Origin of the sequence: Allosphingosinicella sp. (assembly GCF_046295735.1) — a bacterium.
Classification (GTDB): domain Bacteria; phylum Pseudomonadota; class Alphaproteobacteria; order Sphingomonadales; family Sphingomonadaceae; genus Allosphingosinicella.
The window spans coordinates 89528-112183 of sequence record NZ_JBKBMQ010000004.1; the positions used below are offsets into that span (position 1 = coordinate 89528).

The 22656-nt window shown below is 69.8% G+C and carries 21 protein-coding genes; 7 read left to right on the forward strand and 14 right to left on the reverse strand.

Annotated features, from left to right (window positions below):
• Window positions 1-38 precede the first annotated feature (38 nt).
• The 4 genes from ACK4K7_RS05210 to ACK4K7_RS05225 all read right to left on the reverse strand — a co-directional run bounded on the left by ACK4K7_RS05210 (window position 39) and on the right by ACK4K7_RS05225 (window position 4131).
• The gene (locus tag ACK4K7_RS05210) at window positions 39-1709 is read right to left on the reverse strand and encodes a heparinase II/III domain-containing protein (RefSeq protein ID WP_431864168.1); all 1671 of its coding nucleotides are present in this window, start codon (window positions 1707-1709) and stop codon (window positions 39-41) included.
• Window positions 1710-1711: 2 nt separating this feature from the next.
• Complete coding sequence (locus ACK4K7_RS05215; protein ID WP_431864169.1) at window positions 1712-2959, reverse strand: glycosyltransferase family 4 protein; 1248 nt, start codon at window positions 2957-2959, stop codon at window positions 1712-1714.
• A 19-nt stretch (window positions 2960-2978) separates the two neighbouring features.
• A complete protein-coding gene (locus ACK4K7_RS05220; RefSeq protein WP_431864170.1) occupies window positions 2979-3404 on the reverse strand; it encodes a hypothetical protein in 426 nt (141 codons plus the stop codon).
• 127 nt (window positions 3405-3531) lie between these two features.
• Window positions 3532-4131: a PadR family transcriptional regulator gene (locus ACK4K7_RS05225; RefSeq protein WP_431864171.1), complete on the reverse strand. Its 600-nt coding sequence runs from the start codon at window positions 4129-4131 to the stop codon at window positions 3532-3534.
• Window positions 4132-4248: 117 nt separating this feature from the next.
• On the opposite strand from ACK4K7_RS05225, the gene ACK4K7_RS05230 reads away from it, so the two are divergent.
• Both ACK4K7_RS05230 and ACK4K7_RS05235 read left to right on the forward strand, forming a co-directional pair.
• The gene (locus ACK4K7_RS05230; RefSeq protein ID WP_431864172.1) at window positions 4249-5310 is read left to right on the forward strand and encodes a hypothetical protein; all 1062 of its coding nucleotides are present in this window, start codon (window positions 4249-4251) and stop codon (window positions 5308-5310) included.
• Entirely contained in the window at window positions 5303-5971 is a 669-nt protein-coding gene (locus ACK4K7_RS05235) for a 2OG-Fe(II) oxygenase (RefSeq protein WP_431864173.1), read from the forward strand. Before ACK4K7_RS05230 ends, ACK4K7_RS05235 begins: the two co-directional genes overlap by 8 nt.
• Before the next feature lie 48 nt (window positions 5972-6019).
• Here the strand turns inward: ACK4K7_RS05235 and ACK4K7_RS05240 are convergent, their stop codons facing one another.
• The gene (locus ACK4K7_RS05240) at window positions 6020-6415 is read right to left on the reverse strand and encodes a hypothetical protein (RefSeq protein ID WP_431864174.1); all 396 of its coding nucleotides are present in this window, start codon (window positions 6413-6415) and stop codon (window positions 6020-6022) included.
• Window positions 6416-6582: 167 nt separating this feature from the next.
• On the opposite strand from ACK4K7_RS05240, the gene ACK4K7_RS05245 reads away from it, so the two are divergent.
• Complete coding sequence (locus ACK4K7_RS05245) at window positions 6583-7932, forward strand: glycosyltransferase family 39 protein (RefSeq protein WP_431864175.1); 1350 nt, start codon at window positions 6583-6585, stop codon at window positions 7930-7932.
• Window positions 7933-8085: 153 nt separating this feature from the next.
• Here the strand turns inward: ACK4K7_RS05245 and ACK4K7_RS05250 are convergent, their stop codons facing one another.
• Window positions 8086-9234, reverse strand: a complete 1149-nt coding sequence (locus ACK4K7_RS05250) for a glycosyltransferase (RefSeq protein WP_431864176.1) — start codon at window positions 9232-9234, stop codon at window positions 8086-8088.
• A 114-nt stretch (window positions 9235-9348) separates the two neighbouring features.
• Between ACK4K7_RS05250 and ACK4K7_RS05255 the strand changes: the two genes are divergently transcribed.
• Window positions 9349-9879, forward strand: coding sequence for a vitamin K epoxide reductase family protein (locus ACK4K7_RS05255; RefSeq protein ID WP_431864177.1), 531 nt, complete (start codon window positions 9349-9351; stop codon window positions 9877-9879).
• Window positions 9880-10292: 413 nt separating this feature from the next.
• Here the strand turns inward: ACK4K7_RS05255 and hmgA are convergent, their stop codons facing one another.
• The 6 genes from hmgA to pgi all read right to left on the reverse strand — a co-directional run bounded on the left by hmgA (window position 10293) and on the right by pgi (window position 17845).
• Window positions 10293-11561, reverse strand: coding sequence for a homogentisate 1,2-dioxygenase (gene hmgA, locus ACK4K7_RS05260; protein ID WP_431864278.1), 1269 nt, complete (start codon window positions 11559-11561; stop codon window positions 10293-10295).
• Between the two features lie 251 nt (window positions 11562-11812).
• Window positions 11813-12505: a hypothetical protein gene (locus ACK4K7_RS05265; RefSeq protein WP_431864178.1), complete on the reverse strand. Its 693-nt coding sequence runs from the start codon at window positions 12503-12505 to the stop codon at window positions 11813-11815.
• Window positions 12506-12969: 464 nt separating this feature from the next.
• Window positions 12970-14322, reverse strand: a complete 1353-nt coding sequence (gorA, locus tag ACK4K7_RS05270; RefSeq protein WP_431864179.1) for a glutathione-disulfide reductase — start codon at window positions 14320-14322, stop codon at window positions 12970-12972.
• A gap of 234 nt (window positions 14323-14556) precedes the next feature.
• A complete protein-coding gene (locus ACK4K7_RS05275; protein WP_431864180.1) occupies window positions 14557-15186 on the reverse strand; it encodes a DJ-1/PfpI family protein in 630 nt (209 codons plus the stop codon).
• A 305-nt stretch (window positions 15187-15491) separates the two neighbouring features.
• Complete coding sequence (locus ACK4K7_RS05280) at window positions 15492-16337, reverse strand: retropepsin-like aspartic protease (RefSeq protein ID WP_431864181.1); 846 nt, start codon at window positions 16335-16337, stop codon at window positions 15492-15494.
• Complete coding sequence (gene pgi / locus ACK4K7_RS05285) at window positions 16334-17845, reverse strand: glucose-6-phosphate isomerase (protein WP_431864182.1); 1512 nt, start codon at window positions 17843-17845, stop codon at window positions 16334-16336. The genes ACK4K7_RS05280 and pgi overlap by 4 nt, the downstream gene beginning before the upstream one ends.
• Before the next feature lie 149 nt (window positions 17846-17994).
• Between pgi and lepB the strand changes: the two genes are divergently transcribed.
• Genes lepB through era form a run of 3 tightly spaced genes read left to right on the forward strand, consistent with a single transcriptional unit; the run spans window position 17995 to window position 20410 of the window.
• On the forward strand, window positions 17995-18858 hold the full coding sequence (gene lepB, locus ACK4K7_RS05290; RefSeq protein ID WP_431864183.1) for a signal peptidase I: 864 nt from the start codon (window positions 17995-17997) through the stop codon (window positions 18856-18858).
• Window positions 18858-19520 (forward strand): ribonuclease III, encoded by a 663-nt coding sequence (gene rnc / locus ACK4K7_RS05295; RefSeq protein WP_431864184.1) that lies wholly within the window; start codon window positions 18858-18860, stop codon window positions 19518-19520. The genes lepB and rnc overlap by 1 nt, the downstream gene beginning before the upstream one ends.
• Window positions 19517-20410 (forward strand): GTPase Era, encoded by an 894-nt coding sequence (gene era / locus ACK4K7_RS05300; protein WP_431864185.1) that lies wholly within the window; start codon window positions 19517-19519, stop codon window positions 20408-20410. Before rnc ends, era begins: the two co-directional genes overlap by 4 nt.
• 163 nt (window positions 20411-20573) lie before the next feature.
• On the opposite strand, the gene ACK4K7_RS05305 is transcribed toward era, so the two are convergent.
• Both ACK4K7_RS05305 and ACK4K7_RS05310 read right to left on the reverse strand, forming a co-directional pair.
• The gene (locus ACK4K7_RS05305; protein ID WP_431864186.1) at window positions 20574-21893 is read right to left on the reverse strand and encodes an amidohydrolase; all 1320 of its coding nucleotides are present in this window, start codon (window positions 21891-21893) and stop codon (window positions 20574-20576) included.
• An 11-nt stretch (window positions 21894-21904) separates the two neighbouring features.
• A complete protein-coding gene (locus ACK4K7_RS05310) occupies window positions 21905-22546 on the reverse strand; it encodes a DUF4893 domain-containing protein (RefSeq protein WP_431864187.1) in 642 nt (213 codons plus the stop codon).
• Between the last annotated feature and the right edge of the window lie 110 nt (window positions 22547-22656).

A 22656-nucleotide genomic window follows, 5' to 3' on the forward strand; every position in this document is an offset into this window, starting at 1 on the left:
TCCCCATGGAGCTTCGCTCCAGAGGGAGGATTGGCCCGCTAGATAATCTCGATCGTGAAGTCGCCGCCGGCGACCGGGTCGGCGAGGGGCAGGCGGATGCGCAAAGTGGGACGCTCGGCGCCCATGTCGGGCCAGTGCACGGCCGGCTCGATCCACGCCTCGCCGGAGTGGCGGAGCCGGGCGGCGGCGCCCCCGCGCCGGATCAGGATCGCGCCGTCCTCGCGCTCCGCCGTGGCGTCCGGGTGGAGGAGCAGGCCGGCCGAGGCGGCGCGGTCCGTCCGGCCCTCGATCCAATCGTGGACCCGGATCGCGGCCGCGTCCGCCTCGATCCGGCGGACCGCGATCGGGCGGCCGGGCAGATAGGCGTAGCCGTCATGACTGCCTTCGAGCAGGAAGCCGCCGTCCCGCGTCTCCCAGCGCCGCACCGTGACGTTGGGGCGCCGGCCGCAGCGGAAGGCGCCGAAGAATTCCGCCTGGTCCGCGCCGTCGAGCGCGAGCGTGTTGTGGCTGGCGGCGGCGCGGGCGCGGGTCCGCCGCTCGCCTTCGATATATTCGAACACGCCCTGGTCGACGATCAGCCGCTCGCCCGCGACCGAAAGCTCGAAGCTGCCGATGTCGCCATGGCCGTGGGCGGGCAGGTCGTCCGGCCCGATCCGCCCCATGTCCGCCGTCAGATAGACGGCGCCGGCGCGCAGCCCGAAATAGCCCGCCGCCGGATAGGCGAAGACGGGCGAGGGGGCGGGCGGTGCCTCTCCCAGCACCCGCGCCGCCGCATCGAGGCACTGGGCGGGCGAATAGGCCATGGTAAGGCCGCTGTCGTTGAACAGGACCGGGCCGCCGTCCGGATGGGCGAGGTCGGCCGCCGCCTGGGCCATCGCCCGGATCGCACCGTCCAGCCGGCCCGACAGCGGATCGCGGCCGAGCGCGTGGCGAATCTCGACAAGGTCGGCGAGGACCTGCGCGTGATAGGATGCGGAGCGCTCGTCATGCATGCCGTCGGGCAGGATCTGGTGGCGAAGTTCGTGGTCCAGCAGGCGAAGGCCGAGGGCGCGCCAGCGCGTCGCCACCGGCCCTTCGAAGAAGACGCTCGCCCAGGCCAGCGCCTTGATGTTCTTCATCAAATGATTGCCGCCGAGATCGCGCTCCAGATTGCGCTCCAGGAACAGGAGCTGGGCGGCGAGGCTGTCGAGCACATCGGCGGTGGCGAGTCGGCCGCCGTGCCGGGCGAGCTGCTGCATCCACACCACGACCCGCAGCGACAAGGCGTAGCTGTTCCAGCTGTCACGCCAATAGCCCGGGCGGTACGGCGGATTGTCGGCAATCCAGCGCCCGATCAGCTCCGCCGCCGTCTCGGCGTCGAGCGCCTCCAGATACTCCATATAATGGAGGTTCATCCGCCACAGCTGGTGCTCGGGTCCGGGACCGGGCGCGGACCAGTCGATGCCGCCCGCCATCTCGACCGTGCGGCCGACGAAGGTGAAGCGCCAGCCTTGCCCCAGCCGTTCCGCCTTGGGCCCACGCGGCGGAAAGAGCGGGAGCGGCGGGGCGGGGGAGGGGCGCAGCCGCTCCGGTCCGGGCGAGTCGAGTCGCGGCGGGCGGCGCAGAGCGATCCGGCGCCGCGCCTCCAGCGCCCAACGGTGCGCGAGCTTGCGCGGCGGCATGTGGCGCCCGAATCGCCAGGCGCGGCCCAGCCGGCCGATCAGCCCCATCGTCAGGCCGAGTCGCGGCGGGCCGCCGGCACCAGCCGCCGCAGCACGTCCAGCATCTCGGCCGCGAGCTGGCGGCGGTCGTAGCGCCGCGCCGCCGCGATCCCGCGCCGCCCCGCCTCCGCCCGCAGCGCCGTGTCCCCGGCGAGCCGCACCAGATGGTCGGCCAGTTCGGCGGCATTTTCCGGCTCGAAGGTGAAGCCGGCGCCGCTTTCGCGCAGGATGTCGGCCGATTCGCCCTCGACGCCGTGCAGGATGGGGATGCCCATCGCCATGCTTTCGAACATCTTGGACGGAATGACGGACTTGAACAGGTCCTGCTTGCGCAGGTGGATGATCGAGACGTCGAGCAGCGACCAGTAGCGCGGGATCTCCGCCTTGGGGACCGTGTCGACGAAGCGGACGTTGGCGAGGCCGAGCTCTTCGGCGCGCGCCTTCAGCGCCTTCTTCTCCGCGCCGTCGCCGACCAGCAGCAGCACGATGTCGCGCCCGTCCGGCCGCCCGGCGAGCAGCCGCGCCGCCTCGAGCAGGCTGTGGAGCGCATGCGCCATGCCGTGGGTGCCGATATAGCCGGCGACGAACCGCCCCTCGACGCCGAGCTCGCGGGCCAGCGCCGCGTCCCGCTCCAGCGGGTGAAAGCGGGTGAGGTCCGAACCGTTGGTGACGACGTGGATCTTCGCGCCGTCCACCCCCCGGTCCATCAGGATCTCGCGGAAGGAGCGGGTCACGCTGACGATCGCCGCCGCCTTGCGGTAGAGGAACATCTCCAGCCGGCTGAGCGCCCGCAGCGCGCGGCTCGGCTTCAGCGCGCCGACCGCCTGGATCGATTCGGGCCACAGATCGCGCAGCTCGAACACGAACGGGATGCGCTTCGTCCGCGACACCATATAAGCGGCCACGGCCGTGAAGAATTGCGGGGAGGTGCCGATCACGATGTCGGCCTTGCGCACGAACGGCGCGGCGAGCGTCGCGCTCACCATATAGCTCACATAATCGAGCGTGCGGCGCAGGAAGCCCTCATTGGCGCTGATATAGCTCCACACCCGGACGACGCGGATGCCGTCCATCTCCTCCGTCTGCCACAGCCGGTTGCGATAGCCGTCGAACAATGCGCCCTTCGGGAAATTGGGGGCGCAGGTGACCACCGTCACCTCGGCGCCCGCCTTCACCCATTCCCGGCAATGCTCATAGGTGCGTGACGCCGGCGCATTCACCTCCGGCGGAAAATTGTCCGTCAGGAACAGGATGTGCATGGGCCGGGGCGCGCGGCTTCTATTGCGGGGCCGAAGCGGGCTCCGCCCGCCGCGTGCGGCGCTGCGGGCGCGACAATGCGGTAAGGGCGGTGGCGATGAGGCCGCCCAGCATCGGCGCGATGACCGCGCCCATCTTCGCCCAACCGGGAGCCGGCAGCCAGGCGGTGAGGATCGTCGCCGCGACGAGGACGAGCGCGGCGAGCAGCCAAACCGTCCAGCGTTTGCCGCTGATCAGCCCGGCTGCGCCGCCGCCGAGCAGCGCGCCGATGAACCAGGCGAAGGCGACGAACAACAGCGCGCCGGCCGGAATTTCCGGCGGCACCCAGGCGACCGCGTCCGCCGGCCGCGCTTCGGGCGCGGGCAGCGGATAGAATTGCTGGGTGATGACGTCGGTGATCCAGATTCCGGCGATGGCGACGATGATGCCGACCACGATCCCGGCCAAAGTTCGCGGCAAGGTATGTCCCCTCTGTCGCCCTATCGATCCCCGATGCGGCACCTTGGCAGAGAAACAGCGGCCGGAGAAGATGAGTTTTCCAAAGCGGCCGCTGGAAGCTCCTGATTCCGCTGGATCAGGCGGGCCGGCCGTCGCTCAGCACCTCCTCCTGCAGCCGGTCCAGCCAGGCGAGTCGCGCCTCGGTCGCGGTGCGGGCGCTGTCGGCGAGGAGCGGTCCCCACCGGCCTTCTTCATGGGCGCCATATATAAGGATGCGCGCGAGCTTGGCCTGGAGCAGCGCGCGGGCGTCCTCGATCCAGGCGATTCGCTCCGCCTGGTCGAGCAACTCGAAGGCCTGCACCTTTTTTCGGAGCGGATCGTGGAGCAGATCGTGGTCGGCGCGGATTGATCGGGTCCAATTGCGCAGCGCCGCCTCGCCCGCGGGGGCGCAGGTGAACAGCTGCGTGCCGCGCTGGTCGCGCGCCACCGCCTCCGAGCCGAGCAGTCCGCGCTCCTGAAGCCGGTAGAGCAGGGGATAAAGCTTGCCCTTGGCGGCGTTGAAGCTGTGGACTGGGGCAGCTTCGTAAAATTTCGCGATCTGATAGGCGGTTGCGGGCTGGATCCGCTGGATGAGGGCGAGCAGCGCGCCCTCATTGTCTGTCAGTTCCGCGTTCCCGCGGCGTCCTCCCCGCGCCTTCTCGGCTTTCCCACCAGTCCCGGATCCCGTCGATCCCACCGCCCCGCACTCCCCCGCCCTTGTTGGTTGGTCAGAAAATTACCACACAGTATGAGCAGCTTGTAAGATGAATCCCGCGTCAGCCACCTTCTTCAGGGTTGATTTCGCCCCCGACATGTGGTTGGAAGAAGCTGCATACAGGGGAATTACCATGAAGTCGAAGCGCCTTCTGCACTCCACGACCGCTCTCGCGTCGTTTGCTCTCGTGTTCACGACCGCATTCAGCCCGGCGATCGCAGCCAGTGCCCTTCCCGGCGCTTCGATGGCCTCCGCCAGCACCGGTCCGATTCGCTATGCCTTTGCCAGCGCCTCCTCGGCGGCGACGACGGCTTATTCGCAGGCGAGCACGCCTCCGGGCCGTGGCGGCACCATGCCCCCGGCCTCGACGACTGCGGTCGCGGTGAGCGTCGGCCTCGCGGTTGCCGCCGCGGCGATCCTGACGAATCGCAGCCGTCCGCGTCCGCAACCGCCGGCTCCGACGCCGACGCCGACGCCGACGCCGACGCCGACGCCGACGCCCACTCCGACGCCGACGCCCACTCCGACGCCGACGCCGACGCCGACGCCGACGCCGACGCCGACGCCGACCCCCACGCCGGAGCCGACGCCGACGCCCACTCCGACGCCGACCCCCACGCCGACGCCGAGCCCGTCTCCGAGCCCGACGCCGACTCCCACCCCGGAGCCGACTCCGACGCCGACGCCGACCCCCACTCCGACGCCGAGCCCGTCGCCGAGCCCGACGCCGACGCCGACTCCCACCCCGGAGCCGACTCCGACGCCGACGCCGACGCCCACTCCGACGCCGAGCCCGTCTCCGAGCCCGACGCCGACGCCGACGCCGACACCCACTCCGACGCCGACGCCGACGCCCACTCCGACGCCGACGCCCACTCCGACGCCGACGCCGACGCCGACGCCCACTCCGACGCCGACGCCGACGCCCACTCCGACGCCGACGCCGACTCCCGTTACGCCGGGCTGATCTGGGCCTGGGCCTTCGACCGAAAGAGCGGCGCCGCCATCAGCGGCGCCGCTTTTTCTTTGGCTGGGATCCGCCACGGGCTGCCGGCGACAGGCGCCAGTGGCGAAGCGGCCGAGCGGCGTTGCCAAAGTCGGCGATTCGCCGTTAACTCCAGAGCAGCAGCCAGGAGGGGCAGCGGAAGCGCATATGGCTGATTCGCACATTCCGTTCGGGGCGATCGCCACCGCCGCTCTGGCGGAAGCGCCTAACGCCTTCCGCATGCCGACTGACGCGCTCGACCTCTATGTGGTCCGGTCCTTCCTGACGGCGGACGAATGCGCGGCGATCATCGGTCTCATCGATCGCGACGCGGTGCCCTCCCAGACGCTCGGCAGCCTCGAAGACCCCGAATTCCGCACCAGCCACACCTGCCACCTCGACCGGCAGCACCCGGTCGTCGCCGCCATCGAGCAGCGGATCGCCGACTTGCTCGGCATCCCGCCCGAATATGGCGAGCCGATGCAGGGGCAGCGCTACACGGTCGGCCAACAGTTCAAGGCGCACCACGATTATTTCCACCGCGAGGAGGAATATTTCGAGCGGGTGATGGCCGAAGGCGGGCAGCGGACCTGGACCGCGATGGCGTTCCTCAATCACGTCGAAGCGGGCGGCGCCACGACCTTTCCCCGCACTGCCATCCGGATCGTGCCGACTCCGGGCAACCTCCTCACCTGGAACAATCTCGGGCTGCTCGGCGAGCCGAATCCCGAAACCATGCACCAGGCGCAGCCGGTGGAGCGCGGCGTCAAATATGTGGTGACCAAGTGGTTCCGCGAGCGGCCCTGGGGCCGGTCGAGCGAGGCGGCGGCAGCCTGAACGCGCCACCTGCAGGTGTGGAGGGAAGGGGCGGCCGGCGCGCTCCGATCAGGCCGGTCCTGGCTCCTCCGGCTGCGTGTCGGTCGCGGGCGCCGCGAACCAGGTGCGCGCCGGTTCGGTGAACAGAAGGAACAGCGCCAGCACCTGCAACAAGGCGGTGACCGTCGCCAGCAGCCCCGTCAGCGTCGTGACGCCGAGTGTTCCCGCGGACATGGCCACGCCGATCACGGTCAGCACCGTCAGGATCCAGCGCGAGACGTTGCTGCGGAAGCGCGACGTGCCGATCACCAGCAACAGGGTGACGATCAGGCTGAGCGCGATGACCGTGAGCAGCAACGGGTCGGCCGCGAGCAGCTCCCAGTCGATGATGGCGCCGACCACGCCGAGCGCGATCGCCGCCAGGAACAGCCATTCGAACGCTGCGACTTCCTTCGGCCGTTCCACCCGCATTCCCCTCCCCCGTGCAATCTTCTTCGGACCGCTTGTTCCTAGCCGTTTTCGCTCGGCAACACACCGCCTTTTTGGCATAGAGGAGGAGCGGGCGGGGGAGCCCCCAGCAAGAGATTCAACAGGGCGACGGCGCCTGCCGGGTCGCCAAGGGGAGCGGAGATATGAGTGATCGTGCTGAACCGGCGGTAGCGCCGCCGCCGCCGGCCCGTTCGGGGCTGTCGTTCATCCCCAATATCGGGGTGCTTCCGGCGATGATCGGTCTGGCGGTGGTAAGCCAGATCCTCTTCATGTTCCAGCTGCAGCATCCCACCCAGCTGTTCTTCGACGAGACTCATTACGTCCCGGCGGCGCGCGATCTCATCCAGGGGATCGAATATCGCAACGTGGAGCATCCGCTGTTCGCCAAGACACTGATCGGCATCTCCATGCTGATCTTCGGCGACAACCCCTTCGGCTGGCGCTTCTTCAGCACCTTGATGGGGACGGCCACGATCGTCGCCGTCTTCCTGATCGCGCAGACCATCTTCCGCGACGTGCGCATCAGCGTCGCGGCGGCGGTGCTGACGCTCCTCAACCAGCTCGTCTACATCCAGGCGCGGATCGCGATGCTGGACGTCTATATGGGCGCGTTCCTGCTGTTCGCGCTCTATTTCCTGCTCGACAGCTATCAGCGCGGCGATGCGAAGCGGGTGAAATGGGGCCTCATCCTGTCCGGCGCGATGTTCGGCCTGGCGGTGGGCTCCAAATGGGCGGCGCTTCCCTATTTCCTCGGCGCCGCCATCGCGTTCTACGTGATCCGCGACCGTCAGGCCAAGAAGGCCGGAGTGCCCGACGACCAGTTCCTCCACACGAAGGACCTGCCGTCCTGGCGCGGCGTCTCCACGATGGACGGCCTCTTCTATTTCGGCGGCACCTTCCTCGCGGTTTATTTCCTCACCTTCCTGCCGGCGCTGTTCGTCGAGACCAATCGGCTTGGCCTGCTTCAGATCATTCCGCACCAGTTCGAAATCTACCGCCAGCAGACGCAGCCGCTGTCCCCCCACAATTACATGAGCAGCTGGACCCAGTGGCCGCTGATCGGGCGTCCGATCTGGTATCTCTATGAACGGGTGGACGGCGTGCTGCGCGGCGTGCTGCTGGTCGGCAATCCCGCGGTGATGTGGGGCGGGCTCGTCGCAATGCTGCTGGTGCTGCGCCGCGGCTGGCGGAGCAAGGATATGCGCCTGCTGCTGCTCGCAGGCCTGTTCGCTTTCTCCTACGGTGTTTACGCCGTGATCCCGCGCAACGTCAGCTTCTATTATTATTATTACGTGCCGGCGATCTTCCTCTCGATCGCGCTCGCGGTGGCGTTCGACCGGATGTGCCGGGGCGGACGGGCGCAGCTCGTGCCGCCGGCCTTCTTCGCGGCGACGATCACCCTGTTCATCTATTTCTACCCGATCATCTCCGCCTCGCCGCTGCAGCAGGACCAGGACTTCCTGAAATGGACCTGGTTCGACAGCTGGCGCTGACCTGATCCTCCCTGTCGCCGCAGGCGACGGGGAGGGGGACCATGCATAGCATGGTGGAGGGGCAAACAGCGGCGGCAAGCCCCTCCACCAGCCTTCGGCTGGTCCCCCTCCCCATGGAGCTTCGCTCCGCGAGGAGGATGAAGAGGTGTCAGCTCAGTAGCGGCCCCAGGTGAAGCGGGAGGACAGAGCGAAGTTCCACACCGCCCCGACCAGGATCCCTGCCAGCGCCGACACCGTCCAGTAAGCGTGCTGCGTCTCGAACAGGAAGGCGGCGACGCCCACATTGGCGACCGCGCCGACGCTGCACACCAGGCAGAAGGACAGCCAGCCCTTCACGAGCTTCGCCGGCCCGCGCAGCTGCTGGTCGCGATAGGTGAGCGCGTTGTTCAGGAAGAAGTTGAACGTCATCGCCCCCACCGTCGCGATCGTCTGGGCGAGGATGAAGCCGTAGCCGAGCGCCACATAGAACAAGGTGAGGAAGGCGAAGTGCACGGCGACGCCAAGCCCGCCGATCGCCGAGAACAAGGCGAAGCGGGTCGGCACCAGCTTCCCCAGCGCCTTGTCGTAGAGCATGATCAGATATTCGAAGGCGACCGTGCCGTCGAGCTTGCTCGTCCCGCTCACCCGCTCGCGGAAGGAGTAAGGCAGCTCGGCGAAGCGCAGAGGCCGGTCGGACGAGGCGAAAATGTCGAGGAGGAGCTTGAAGCCTACCGCGGACAGCTTGGGAAGCGCCGCCCGGAACACCTCGCGCCGCACCATGAAGAAGCCGCTCATCGGATCGGCCAACTCCTCGCGCAGCACCACGCGGCTGAGCCTGGTGGCGATGCGCGACTGCGAGGCGCGGTCCGCGCCGGAAAAGCCGTCCGCGCTGCCCCCTTCGACGAAGCGGGAGGCGACGACGATGTCGAGCTCGGGCTCGGCGGCGAGCCGCGCGGCCATCGCCGGCAGCAGCGTCTCGTCATGCTGCAGGTCGGCGTCGATCACGGCGATCAGCGGGGCCGAGGTCGCCATCATGCCCTCGACGCAGGCCGACGAGAGGCCGCGCCGTCCGTAGCGTTCCAGGCAGCGCACCCGGCGGTCGTCGCGGGCGATGGCGCGGACGATGTCGGCGGTGCCGTCCGGGCTCGCATCGTCGACGAAGATCGCTTCCCACGCGATCCCCGTCAGCGTCGCGTCGAGCCGGCGGACCAGCTCCGCCACGTTGCCGGCCTCGTTGAAGCAGGGAATGACGATGCCGATCGCGATCGGCCCTGCCGCGGCCTCGGCCGGCGCGGCTTTGAAATCGGCGGACAATTCGTTCATCTCGGGCAACCCCTCCCCGTTCGCCCGCTACCACGGCCGGCGGCGCGCTCCTAGCGATTTGCGGCGGGAGCGCTTCGCCCGGCGCTGCGTTGGGCCGGCGAGAGGAGTCCCGTCATGAAACAGCTGCTGCACCGCGCGACGAGCGGCGATCTGTCGCCCCGCGCGCTCGAGCGGAGCATCCGCACGGACGACCGGCCGGAGATGCGCTACCGGCGGGCCATCGTCGGCGTGTCGCTGGTCGGCATGGCGGCCATGGGCGTCGTCACCCTGCTTCAGACGGGCATCCTGAAGCATCTGCCCGACCCCAAGACGAAGACACCGCATTTCGACACGGACAAGGTCAACACCAGCGAAGAGGCCTTTTCCTACGGCATGCCCGATGCGCCGCTCACCCTCATCGCCCATTCCGCCGCGATCGCGCTCGCCGCGGCCGGCCCGGCCGACCGGGGGGAGCGGCGCCCCTGGCTGCCGGTCCTGGCGAGCCTGCTCAGCCTGCCGCAGGCCGCGATCGCCGCCAAATATCTGTTCCACCAGATGCCGAAGGTCGACAGGGCTTGGTGCCCCTGGTGCGTCGTCGACGCCCTCACCCACTTCGCCGCCTTCGCCCTCACCCTTCCCGAAGCCCGCAAAGCCCTCCGCGCGTAAGAAACCCCCTCTCCCCCTTCTTCCCCCTCTCCCCCTGGGAGAGGGCCGGGGTGAGGGTCCCCTTGCCTCCGAAGCAAAGCCGCCGCCGCCGGAGACCCCCACCCTACCTCCCCCGCAGGGGGAGGGGGAGCAAGGCGCAGGCACCGAATACCCCCTCTCCCCATGGGAGAGGGCCGGGGTGAGGGTCCCCGCCTTCCGAAGCAAACCCGCCGCCGCCGGAGACCCCCACCCTACCCTCCCCCGCAGGGGGAGGGGGGAGCAAGGCGCAGGCACCGAATACCCCCTCTCCCCATGGGAGAGGGTTGGGGTGAGGGTCCCCGCCTTCCGAAGCAAACCCGCCGCCGCCGGAGACCCCCACCTTACCTCCCCCGCAGGGGGAGGGGGAGCAAGCGTCCATCTCCCCCGCAGGGAGCTTACCCCAGCCGCGCCTTCGGGAATCCGCCCCAGGCGGCGTCGTAATCCGTCTGCAGCGCGGGCGATGCCATCGCATATCCGGTGGGCCGGTAGGGCCAGCAGCTTTCGACCATGAAGGCCATCGTGCCCTCGATCCTGTGGGGCTTGAGCTCCGCCTCGCTCGCCGCCCGCCAGCTCGCCACGTCGGGGCCGTGCCCGGCCATCAGGTTGTGGAGCGACAGCGCGCCCGGCGCGAAGCCCTCGGCCTTGGCGTCATAGGCGCCGTGGATCAGGCCCATCGCCTCGCTCATCACGTTGCGGTGGAACCAAGGCGGGCGGAACGTGTCCTCCGCCACCATCCAGCGCGGCGGGAAGATCACGAAATCGGCATTGGCCCGGCCCGGCGTGTCGGTGGGCGAGGTCAGCACGGTGAAGATCGACGGATCGGGATGGTCGAAGCTCACCGTGTTGATCGTGTTGAAGCGGTGGAGGTCGTATTTGACCGGCGGGAGATTGCCGTGCCAGGCGACGACGTCGAGCGGCGAATGGTCGAGTTCGGTGATCCACAGCCGGCCGAGATATTTCTGGACGAGCTCGAACGGCTCGTCCCGGTCCTCGTACCAGGCGACCGGCGTCAGGAAGTCGCGCGGATTGGCGAGCCCGTTGGCGCCGATCGGCCCCAGGTCCGGCAGCCTGAGCAGCGCGCCGTAATTCTCCGCGACATAGCCGCGCGCCGCGCCGTCGGGCAGCAGCGCGCGGAAGCGCACGCCGCGCGGCACGATCGCGATCTCGCCGGGCGCCACCTCGATCCGGCCCATCTCGGTGAGCAGCTCCAGCCGGCCCTGCTGCGGGATGAACAGCATCTCGCCGTCGGCATTGAAGAAAGCGCGCCGCTCCATGCCGCGATCGGCGCGGTAGATGTGCACCGCGACGCCGGTCAGCGCCTCGGGATTGCCGTTGGCGAGCATCGTCGCCATGCCTTCGATCAGGTCGCTCGGACCCTCCAGCGGCTCGAGCGGGCTCCAGCGCAGCCGGTTGGGCGCCAGCTCCGCCACCGTCGCCGCGGCGAACAGCGGCGCGCCGTCCCAGGCGCGATAGGGCGGATGCTCGGCGGAAGGCCGCATGCGGTAGAGCCAGGAGCGGCGATTCTCGTGCCGCGGCAAGGTGAAGGCGGTGCCCGACAATTGCTCGGCATAGAGGCCGAAGGGCGGCTTCTGCGGCGAATTTCGCCCCTCCGGCAGCGCGCCCTCCACCGCCTCGGTCGCGAAATGGCTGCCGAAGCCGGACATATAGCCTTCCGTCACATCTACCTCCTCGCCAGTATTCCGCCCCTCTAGCGATCCCCGCGCCCGATCCCAAGCGCACATCCACCCCCTCTCCCCGCGGGAGAGGGCTGGGGTGAGGGTCCCCGCCTCCGAAGCAAACCCGCCGCCGCCGGAGCCCCCCACCCTACCCTCCCCCGCAGGGGGAGGGGGGAGCCTGGCCTTCCCCGCAGGGGGAGGGGGAGCATGGCCTTCCCGCAGAGGAAGGCGAGCGGGGCTCAGTCCTCCTCGCGGGCGATTCCGAAGATGCGGCGCCGGACGATGCGGGTCTCGGCCGTGCCTTGGCGCGTCCGCACTTCCGAAGGGAGAGAGGAGCATAGCTCCGGCAGTGTCGGGTCGTAGGTGCCGGGAAAGGGCGTGCAGCGGATGAAGCGGCCGTTCGCCCGGAATTCGAGCTGCGCGCCCTCGTCGTACAGCAAGGTCGCGCCCGGAATGGCGGGCGGCGCATCGCCCGGCCGCATCACCGCGACCAGGCTGTGGAGGGTTCCATAGTCCCGGGCATGGCGGGCGAAGACATAAGAGGCGCGGCCGACCACGCCGTCGCAATCGCTGGTGCCGGGCGTCCACAACGGGGCGCCTTCCTCTTCCTTCGCGCAGCTCTCGACCGTGCCGTCGCTCGCCATGCCGTAGATGAAGCGCCGCATCCCCGGCTCGAAATCCTCGATCCTCACCTTGGCGGGATCGGCGACGTGCCAGACGATCTTGCCGGCGAAGGTCGAGGCGATCGGCGCGCCCGATGCGTCGGTCGGCGGGGTGAAGGCGGCGCGTTCCATCAGCAACCCGCAGGTGCGCGCGTCGATCGCCGGCGAGCTCGAGCCCTCATCGATCGTGCAGGACACCGGCCGTCCGCGCGCATCGACTTCGAGACTGTAGCGAATCTCTTCGGTCCGCGTGCGAAGCCGCTTCAGCAACGGCAGGTCGCTCGCCCGCAGTCATTGCGACGGGTTGACCGGCACCGGCTCCGGAACGGCCGCGGCCCCGGCGAAAAGCAGCAAAAGTCCTGAAAGCATTGAAGAACCCCTTGGGCCCACATCCTAGCCGCCGGACCCACGCGGTCAACCTCAATACCCCCTCTCCCCCCGGGAGAGGGCCGGGGTGAGGGCCCCCGCCGTTCGAAGCACATCCGCCACCGCCGGGGACCCCCACCCTACCCTCCCCCGGAGGGGGAGGGGGGAGCATGGCCTCTCCCGGAGGGGAGGAGCAGGTCCTCCCCCCCGCGGGAGGAGGGGGAGCAAACGTCGGAGACGGGCGCCGAAAACCCCCTCTCCCCCCGGGAGAGGGCCGGGGTGAGGGTTCCCGCCTTCCGAAGCACATCCGCCACCGCCGAGACCCCCACCCTGCCCTCCGCGGGGGGAGGGGGCAGAGGGGGAAAGCCTCAGCGCATCAGCACCAGCTCTTCCGACATGGTGGGATGGAGCGCGATCGTGTCGTCGAACTGGGCCTTGGTGAGGCCGGCCTTCACCGCCACCGCCGCCGCCTGGAGGATCTCGGGCGCGTCGGGCCCGATCATGTGAAGGCCGACGACGCGCTCGGTCTCGCCCTCGACGATCATCTTGTAGAGCGAGCGTTCGTTGCGGCCGGCCAGCACGTTCTTCATCGGCCGGAAATCGGACGTGTAGGTCTTGTAGGAGCCCAGCTTGTCGCGCGCCTCGCTCTCGGTCATGCCGACGCCGGCGATCGGCGGATGGCTGAACACGGCCGAGGGAATGTTCTCGTAATCGACCCGGGTCGGCTTGCCGCCGAACACGCTGTCGGCGAACGCCTGGCCCTCGCGGATCGCGACCGGCGTCAGCTGGACGCGGTTGGTGACGTCGCCGATCGCATAGATGGACGGCACCGAGGTCTGGTTGTCCTCGTCCACCAGCACCGCGCCGTCCTTGCCGAGCTTCACCCCCACCTCCTCGAGGCCGAGGCCCCGGCTGTTCGGCTGCCGCCCCACCGCCCAGAGGAGGAGGTCGGCCTTCAACGGATCGGGGCTGCCCTTGAGGTGGATGTCCAGCGAACCGTCTTCGGCCTTCTCGATCCGCTCGAACGGCGCATTGAACTTGAAGCCGATGCCCTTGGTCAGCGAGATCTGCAGCAGCCGGTCGCGGATCTGCTCGTCATAATGGCGCAGGATGCGGTCGCCGCGGTTGATCAGCGTTACCTCCGCGCCGAATTCGTGGAAGATGCCGGCGAATTCGTTGGCGATATAGCCGCCGCCCGCGATCGCCACCCGCCGCGGCACCGCGTCGAGATGGAACACCTCGTTCGACGTGATGCCGAGCTCCGCCCCCGGCAGGTCCGGCACCATCGGCCAGGCGCCGGTGGCGATCAGGATCGTGCCGGCGGTGAGGCGGGTCCCGTCCGCCAGCGTCACCTCGTTGGGGCCGGTGACGGTCGCGCGCTGCTCGTGCAGCTCGACCTCGTTGCGCTCCAGGATCTCGCCGTAAATGCCTTCCAGCCGCTCGACCTCGGCCAGCACGTTGTCGCGCAGCGCCGGCCAGTCGAAACGGCATTTCGGCACGTCCCAGCCGAAGCGGCGGGCGTCCTGCAGGTCCTCGGCGAAATGGGCGCCGTAGACGAGCAGCTTCTTGGGCACGCAGCCGCGGATGACGCAGGTGCCGCCCACCCTGTGGTCCTCGGCGATCGCCACCCGCGCTCCATGGGCCGCCGCGACGCGCGAGGCGCGCACCCCGCCCGATCCGGCGCCGATGACGAAGAGGTCGTAGTCGTAGCTTTCAGCCATACGTGCAGGTCCCCGCAGCGTTGAGCCGCCCATATGGCGACGCCGCCCCCCGCGCGCAAATGCGGGTGGAGGGCGCCCCTCTTCCCCCTCTCCCATGGGGAGAGGGTCGGGGTGAGGGGGTACGGTGTTGGAGAATAGTCTCGGGCGCTGGTACCCTCACCAACTTCGCCTAGGCTCGGCTTCGCCTCGCCAAGGCTTCGTATCCTCTCCCGGGGGGAGAGGGGGTTGGGCAGTTCACGTGCGCAGCGTCTCCACCAAAGCGATCCGCTCCGGCCCGGCCGTGCGGTGGTCCCCGGCGTCGAAGGGCGGACGCGGATCATATTCCATGCTGAGCTGCGCGGCTTCCGCCAGCTCCCGCCCGGCGATCTCGGCGCAGAGCGTCAGGCCCATGTCGATGCCGGCGGAGACGCCGGCACTGGTCAGATATTTGCCGTCCGCCGTCACCCGCTCGCCGGAATAGCGGACGCCGAGCTTGGGAAGGATGTCGCGCGCCCGCCAGTGGGTGGCCGCCCGCCGCCCGGAGAGGAGTCCGGCCGCGGCGAGGAGGATCGCGCCGGTGCAGACGGAGCAGGTGCGGCGCGTCACCGCATCGATGGTACGCAGCCAGGCGAGCAGCTCCGGATCGCGCGCCTCCCGCGCCACCGCGTCGCGCTGGCCGCCGGGCACGATCAGCATGTCGGCGGCCCCGGCCTCCCCGATCGCCGCGTCGGCGTGAAGGCCGAGGAAGCCGTCGCCGGTGCGCAGCGGGCCTTGCGCCCTGGCCACGAACAGAATGTCGACGTCCGGCAGGCGGCTCAGCGACTCATAGGGGCCGATGGCGTCGAGCGCCGTCACGCCATCGAACAGGTAGATGAGGATGCGCATCGCTGTCTCCTTCCCTCCGGGAGGCAACCCCCAGCCATTGGGCCTGAGCCTGTCGAAGGCCGCCTTTTACTTCAAGGCGCGGATCGGAAGAAAATAGCGGCCTTCGACACGCTCAGGCCGAACGGGAGAGCGGGCGTGGAGAGAGTGGCGGCTCCTCCCCCTCTCCCAAGGGGAGAGGGCTGGGGTGAGGGGGTACGGCGTTCGAGGATGTTCTCCCGGCGCCGACACCCTCACCAACTCCGCCTAGGCTCGGCTTCGCCTCGCCAAGGCTCCGTATTCTCTCCCGGGGGGAGAGGTGGGGAGCTTCACTCGTGAGGGGCGAGCCAGAGGGACTGGCGGGCGAAGTCCGTCGTGATCAGGAAATGGCGCAGCATGGACGTGCCGATGTTGAGATCGGCGGCGGTGGGCGAATCGTCGATCGCGGCGGGGATGTCGCGGAAAGTGCGGCCGGCGATGTCCAGCGTCTCCAGCCGCACGACGTCGCGCTCCACCGCGCCGCCGAGGCCGCCGCCGCTGCGCCGCTCGACGATCCGCCCCGGCGCGGCGAGGCCGATGCGCTCGGCGAAGGCGCGGCCGACCATCACCTCGCTGCCGTTGCCGAGATCGAACACCGCCTGCGCGGTCGCGTGGCCCTCCACCGCCGCCGGGAAAGCCTCGATCCCGCGATGGCTGGCGAGGGCGAGCCGGACGCCGGCCGGTTCGGCGTCGCGCGGCAGCGGATCGATCGTGCCGCCGTCGATGTCGATGCGCAGCCGCGCGGCGTCGAACAGGTCGCGGCCGAGGATCATGTCGACCGGCCGGCCGATCAGCCGCGCCGACACTTCGCCGAGGTCGATTACCGCCACCGTGCGGTCGGCGATCCGGACCCCCGCCGCCTTGATGGCCACGCCCTGGGCGAAGCGCGCCTCCAGTGCCTCCGCGCCGGAGCCGTGGGCGGTCGCGCCGCCGGCCTGCGCCAGGCCGAGCCGTCCGGCGAAGCCGTCGTCCAGCACGCTCATCTCCGCGCCCGAATCGAGCAGGGCGGCGACCGGCGCGCCGTTCACCTCGGCCGCGACGAACAAGCGGTTGCGGAAAGTCTCGAGCGGCGCCGCCGCCGCGGCGGCGGGCAGCAGAGCGGCCAGGGCGGCGGCCAAAAGCGTGCGTCCGGTCATTCCTCCCCCTCGTCGCCGAAGGCGCGCGCCATCAGTGCCAGCGTGGACGGATCGAAGTCCGGCGCGCCGGCGCCGTCCATCGCCTTCGCCATTTCCTTGCCGAGCTCGACTCCGAACTGGTCGAACGGGTTGATGCCCAGCAGCACGGCGTTGGCGAAGGTGCGATGCTCGTAAAAGGCGATCAGCGCGCCGAGCGTCGCCGGATCGACCCGGTCGAGGAGGATGGTCGTGGACGGCCGCCCGCCCGGATAGAAGCGATGCGGATCGTCGCCGCCGCGGCCGGCCATCAAGGCGGCGCCCTGCGCGAAGCAATTGACGAGCAGCTGGCGGTGATGCTCGGGATCGAGCGCGTGGCCGGGCTCGACGCTGGCGACGAACTCGACCGGCACCAGGTGCGTCCCCTGGTGCAGCAGCTGGAAGACGGCATGCTGGGCGTCGGTGCCGACCCCGCCCCAGGTGATGGCGGCGCTCGCGCGGCCGACCTCGCCGCCGTCGAGGCGCACGCTCTTGCCGTTCGATTCCATCTCCAGCTGCTGGAGATAGGGCGGCAGCAGCCGCAGCCGCTCGTCATAGGCGAACACGGCCCGCGTCTCGGCGCCCGCGACATTGGCGTAATAGCGGTCGACAAAGGCGGCGAGCAGCGGCGCGTTCCGCTCGGGCGGCGCCAGGCGGAAGTGGCGGTCCATCGCCGCGGCGCCTTCGAGCAAAGTCTCGAACGCTTCCCAGCCGAGCGCCAGCGCCGCCGGAAAGCCGATCGACGACCAGAGCGAATAGCGCCCGCCCACCGTTTCGGAAAACGGCAGGATGCGGGTCTCGTCCACGCCGAACGCGACCGCCTTTTCCGGCGAGGCAGTGAGGGCGATCACCCGGCCATAGGGGTCGGAGACGCCGGCTTCGCCCATCCAGGCGAGCGCCGAGCGGGCGTTCAGCATCGTCTCGGTGGTGGTGAAGGTCTTGGAGGCGATCACCAGCAAGGTCGTCTCCGGGTCGAAGCCGCGCACCGCCTCCTCAAGCGCCGCGCCGTCGACGTTGGACACGATCGCCGTGTCGTAGCGCATATTCTCGCCGCGCCCGAGCGCGTCCACCACGAAGTCCGGCCCCAGCGCCGATCCGCCGATCCCGACATGGAGGATGTGGCGGATGGGTCCGAACGCCTCGGCCTCGATCGCGTCGATCAGCGCCCGCATCCGGCTGTGGAAGCCGCGCGCCCGCTGCACGCTCTCCGGCGCGCCCTGGCCGCGCTCGGCGCTGTGCTCGGCCGCGCGGCCTTCGGACGGGTTCACCACCTGGCCGGAAAAGAGCGCGTCGCGCCGCCCGGCAAGGTCCTGCGCCTCGGCGAGGCGGACGAAGGCCCGGAGCGCCGCCGCGTCGAGATGGGTCTTCGAGAAATCGAAGCGGATGCCTGCTTCCGCGACCGAGAGGCGGCCGACCCGCTCCGGATCGGCGTCGAACAGCGCCTTCAATTCGGTGCGCTCCAGCTCTTCGACCGCCTGCCAAGCCTCGCTCATCGTCCGCGTCTCCTCTTGCGTCGCGCCCGTCTAGCCGCGTGGGCCGGGTCAAGGAAGGGTCCGCTTGGGGGCGCGAAATCCGTGCCGGCATGGATCGCGGCGGACGCAGCCGCTTGACCCGTTCCCGGCCCCAAGCGAAAGCGGGGCCGATGGACAGCAGCGACAGCAAGGGCGCCGCGGCGCCGGCCGATCCGGCCGCGCCGGCCGCGAAGCCCGCGAAGAAGAAGGAAGGCTGGGCGGAAACGTCCCGCTTCCTCATCCTCCTGTTCATCGCCGCAATCCTGTTGCGCAGCCTGCTGATCGCCCCGTTCAGCATCCCGTCGGGATCGATGCTGCCGCGGATGATGATCGGCGATTATCTGTTCGTCGCCAAATGGCCCTACGGCTTTTCGCAGCATTCCTTCCCGTTCGGCGTCTTCCGCTTCGAGGGGCGGATCATGGAACGGCTGCCGGAGCGGGGCGACGTCGCCGTCTTCCGCTATCCCGGACCCAGTGACGAGGATTATGTGAAGCGTGTGATCGGCCTTCCCGGCGACGTGGTGGAAATGCGCGGCGGCGCCCTGTGGCTGAACGGGGAGCCGGTGGCGCGCCACCGCGTTGCAGACTTTCTGATGGAACGATCGCCCAACAGCCCGTGCCGCATGGCCGTGCCGCAACAGCCCCGCATCGTCGAAGGCGAGGATGGACGTCAGTTCTGCGCCTATGCCCGCTATCAGGAGACGCTGCCCGGCGGCCGCAGCCACTTCGTGCTGGATCAGGGCGAGGGACCGGGCGACGAGATGGCGCCGACCGTGGTGCCGCAGGGCCATGTGTTCGTCATGGGCGACAATCGCGACGACAGTTTCGACAGCCGCTTCCCGCTCGACGTGGGCGGCGTCGGCATGCTGCCGGTCGACCATCTGGTCGGCCGCGCGCTCATCACCATCTTTTCGACCGACGGCTCGGCCGAATGGCTGAATCCCTGGACCTGGGTCACGGCCGCGCGCTGGGACCGCGTGGGGCAGACCTATTGATGACGAAGCTCGAGGACTGGGTCCGATCGACCCTCGGCCACACACCCCGCGACATGGCGCTGTTCGAACGGGCGCTCACCCATGCGAGCCTGGGGCAGGACCATTATGAGCGGCTGGAATTCCTCGGCGACCGGGTGCTCGGCCTGGCCATGGCGACCTGGCTCTACCGCATGTTCCCGGACGAGCCGGAAGGGAAGCTGTCGCGCCGCTTCAACGAGCTCGTCTCCGGCTATGCCTGCGCGGAAGTGGCGCGCGAGCTCGGCGTCGGGGCGCAGATGCGGCTCGGCAAGCAGGCGCGCGACGACGGCGCCAGCGACAGCGACAATGTGCTTGGCGACATCATGGAGGCCCTGATCGGCGCCCTTTATCTGGAGGCCGGGTTCGAGGCGGCGGAGGCGTTCGTGCGCCGCGCCTGGTCGGAACGGGTGGAACGCGGCACCCGCGCGCCCAAGCATCCCAAGTCCGCTTTGCAGGAATGGGCGGCGGCGAACGAGCGCAAGCCGCCGGTCTATGAGCTGAAGGGCCGCTCCGGCCCGCACCATGCCCCCACCTTCCAGGTGGAAGTGTCGATCAGGGGCGTCGGCGCGGCGACGGCGGAAGGGACCAACAAGCAGGAAGCCGAAACCGAAGCCGCCAAGGCGCTGCTGGAGAAATTGACGTGACGGAAAAATGCGGCCTGGTCGCCGTGGTCGGCGCGCCCAATGCGGGCAAGTCGACATTGGTGAACGCGCTGGTCGGGCAGAAGGTCGCGATCGTCAGCCCCAAGGCGCAGACGACCCGCACCCGGCTGATGGGCATCGCCATCGAGGGCGCGGCGCAGATCCTGCTGCTCGACACGCCCGGCATCTTCGAGCCGCGCCGCCGGCTCGACCGGGCCATGGTCGCCGCCGCCTGGGGCGGGGCGCAGGACGCGGACATGGTCGCTCTGGTGGTCGACGCCGAACGCGGCTTTTCCGACCGGATCGAGGAGATGCTGGACCGGCTGAAGGAACGGCGCGAGCCCAAGATCCTGGTGCTGAACAAGGTCGATCTGGCGAAGAAGGACGCGCTGCTCGGCCTCGCCGCCCGGCTCAACGATCGGGTGGCGTTCGAGGACACGTTCATGGTCTCGGCCGCGACCGGCGACGGCGTCGGCGACCTCAAGGCGGCGCTCGCCGCGCGGATGCCGGAAGGGCCGTGGCACTTCCCCGAAGACCAGGTCTCCGACGCCACCGACCGGATGCTGGCCGCCGAGGTCACCCGCGAGCAGCTCTATCACCAGCTCCACGCCGAGCTGCCTTATGCGAGCGCGGTCGAGACCGAGAAATATGAGGAACGGCGCGACGGCTCGGTCGCCATCCACCAGCAGATCCTGGTCGGCCGCCCGACCCAGAAGGCGATCGTTCTCGGCAACAAGGGCGCCCGCATCAAGGAAATCGGCCGCGCCGCCCGCGAGGAGCTGTCCGCCCTGCTCGGCCGCAAGGTTCACCTCTTCCTCCACGTCAAGGTCCGCCCCGAATGGGAGGAGGACCGCGGCCTCTACCGCGACATCGGCCTCGACTGGGTAGAGTAGACGAAAATCCTCCCTGTCGCCGAAGGCGATGGGGAGGGGGACCATGCGCAGCATGGTGGAGGGGCAATCGGCGCTGGCAGGCTCGCTTTGCTCGCCGCCCCTCCACCAGCCTTCGGCTGGTCCCCCTCCCCATCCGCTTCGCGGACAGGGAGGATTCGGTCGGTTACCGCCCGAACACCCCCAGCGCGGCGGCGACCATCGCTTCGGCGGCGGTGGCGATGGTGGGCTCGGGGTCCGGCGCCCAGAAGGGGCTGTGGAGCGAGGGCAGGCGGGACGTGTCGCCCGCGACTTCGTCCCACTTGGCCTGCGGCACGCCGCCCACCCAGAAGATCAGGCTTTCGACCGACGGGTCGGCGAGGTGGTAGCGGCCGAAATCCTCGCCCGCCATCACCGGCGGCACCTGCATCACCCGCTCCTCGCCGAAGCGCTCGCGGAACAGGTCGGCGCTGCTGCGGGTGAGCGCCTCGGTGTTGAGCGTCGCCGGCGTATATTCGCCCTCGCGGATCGTCACTTCGGGCATGCGGTCGTCGGGAATGCCGGCCGCGATCGCCTCGCCCCGCGCGATGCGGCGGATGCCGTCGAGCAGCAGGCGCCGCGTCTCGGGCGTGTAGCTGCGCACGGTCAGAAGCAGCACCGCCTCGTCGGAGATGATGTTGTGCTTGGTCCCGGCCTGGAAGCTGCCGACCGTCACCACCGCGGGATCGAGCGGGTTGAGCTCGCGGCTGACCAGGGTCTGCAGCGTGCCGACGATGCGCGCGCCGAGCACCACCGGGTCGCGGGTGGTGTGCGGCGCTGCGCCATGGCCGCCGACGCCGCGGATGCGGATGTCGACCGTATCGACATTGGCGAGCGCCGGGCCGATCGAATAGCCGATCTGGCCGGCCGGCAGTGTCGCCGAGTTGTGGAAGGAAATGGCGTGGGTGGGCTTGGGGAAGCGGGTGTAGAGCCCGTCTTCCAGCATCGCCCGCGCGCCGACGCCGATCTCCTCGGCCGGCTGGGCGATCATCACCAGCGTGCCGGACCAGCGGTCCTTCATCGCCGCCAGCCGCCGGGCCGCGCCGACCCAGGCCGCCATGTGGGTGTCGTGGGCGCAGGCGTGCATCACCCCGCTCTCGGTGCCGGCGGTGGAGGTCGCGCGCACGCGGCTGGCGAAGGGAAGGCCGGTCTGCTCCTCGACCGGCAGGCCGTCCATGTCGGCGCGCAGCAGCACGACCGGCCCCGGCCCGTTCTCCATCACCGCGACGACGCCGTGCCCGCCGACGCCGGTCGTCACCCGGAAGCCCAATCGCCGCACCTCCTGCGCCATGCGCGCCGCGGTCCGCTCCTCCTGCAGGCTGAGCTCGGGATTGGCGTGGAGGTGGCGGTAGAGCTCGAGCAGCGACGGCATGTCCTGCCGCACGCCGTCGCGGATCGGATCGGCGGCGGCCGGCGCGGTCCAGGCGGCGCAGGCCAGCAGAGCGGCGATCAGGTGGCGCTTCGTCATCGGCGGTCCTTTCAGCTGCTGGCGGGTACGAGCTCCAGCACGTCGATCAGCGATTCGAAATGGGGGTAGGGGAAGACGAGCCGCCAGCGCCGGTCGTCGACCCGCTCCAGCACGCCCGCCATGTCCCGCTCCCGGTCGCGGCCATATTGCAGCGCGCGCCGCTCGTCGCCGAGCTGCAGCGTGCCCAGGAACACCATCCGCCGGTCCGTATCCTCGAACAGCAGGCCGACCGGCCGCTGCGATCCGCTCACCTTGGCGAAGCTCAGCAGCCCTTCCTCCAGCGTGATCCGGCAGGCGAAGGGCTGATAGGCGAGATAGTCGAGCATGCCGGGCGACTGGCCGCCGATCTTGATCGTGCGGCAGCGATAGTCGCCGGGCGGCGGCAGCGCCCGCATCTGCGCGGCGTCGGGATGGAGGAGCGTGCCCTCGCGCGCGATCTCCGCCTGGTGGCCGGCCGCGGCGGCGAGCGCCAGCCCCTCCACCCAGGCGCTGCGCCATTCGCGCAGGCGCCGGCGGTCGTTGGGCGTCGCGACGTTGCGCCAGTCGACGGTGGGCTGCAGCACGGGCTGGTTGGCCGCCTCGCGCACCACCCCGCACCCGGGGAGCGAGACGAGCAGGACCGCGCAGGCGGAAACGATCAGGGAACGCGACATCGGCGCGGCACTCTAGCGACCGTGCCGGGAAAGGCGAGAGCGAAAGTCGAAGCCCGGTTGAAAGCCGCCGCGGATCGGTTAAGCCTTTGGGAAATCGCAAGGGGGGAAGG

Coding starts and splice junctions, on each gene's coding strand:
- hmgA (WP_431864278.1), bottom strand. CDS start 11,561: ATGTCCGGCTTCGGCAGCCATTTCGCGACCGAGGCGGTGGAGGGCGCG.
- ACK4K7_RS05305 (WP_431864186.1), bottom strand. CDS start 21,893: ATGACGAAGCGCCACCTGATCGCCGCTCTGCTGGCCTGCGCCGCCTGG.
- ACK4K7_RS05215 (WP_431864169.1), bottom strand. CDS start 2,959: ATGCACATCCTGTTCCTGACGGACAATTTTCCGCCGGAGGTGAATGCG.
- pgi (WP_431864182.1), bottom strand. CDS start 17,845: ATGAGCGAGGCTTGGCAGGCGGTCGAAGAGCTGGAGCGCACCGAATTG.
- ACK4K7_RS05310 (WP_431864187.1), bottom strand. CDS start 22,546: ATGTCGCGTTCCCTGATCGTTTCCGCCTGCGCGGTCCTGCTCGTCTCG.
- ACK4K7_RS05210 (WP_431864168.1), bottom strand. CDS start 1,709: ATGGGGCTGATCGGCCGGCTGGGCCGCGCCTGGCGATTCGGGCGCCAC.
- ACK4K7_RS05250 (WP_431864176.1), bottom strand. CDS start 9,234: ATGAACGAATTGTCCGCCGATTTCAAAGCCGCGCCGGCCGAGGCCGCG.
- rnc (WP_431864184.1), top strand. CDS start 18,858: ATGACGAAGCTCGAGGACTGGGTCCGATCGACCCTCGGCCACACACCC.
- ACK4K7_RS05255 (WP_431864177.1), top strand. CDS start 9,349: ATGAAACAGCTGCTGCACCGCGCGACGAGCGGCGATCTGTCGCCCCGC.
- ACK4K7_RS05245 (WP_431864175.1), top strand. CDS start 6,583: ATGAGTGATCGTGCTGAACCGGCGGTAGCGCCGCCGCCGCCGGCCCGT.
- ACK4K7_RS05280 (WP_431864181.1), bottom strand. CDS start 16,337: ATGACCGGACGCACGCTTTTGGCCGCCGCCCTGGCCGCTCTGCTGCCC.
- gorA (WP_431864179.1), bottom strand. CDS start 14,322: ATGGCTGAAAGCTACGACTACGACCTCTTCGTCATCGGCGCCGGATCG.
- ACK4K7_RS05235 (WP_431864173.1), top strand. CDS start 5,303: ATGGCTGATTCGCACATTCCGTTCGGGGCGATCGCCACCGCCGCTCTG.
- ACK4K7_RS05275 (WP_431864180.1), bottom strand. CDS start 15,186: ATGCGCATCCTCATCTACCTGTTCGATGGCGTGACGGCGCTCGACGCC.
- lepB (WP_431864183.1), top strand. CDS start 17,995: ATGGACAGCAGCGACAGCAAGGGCGCCGCGGCGCCGGCCGATCCGGCC.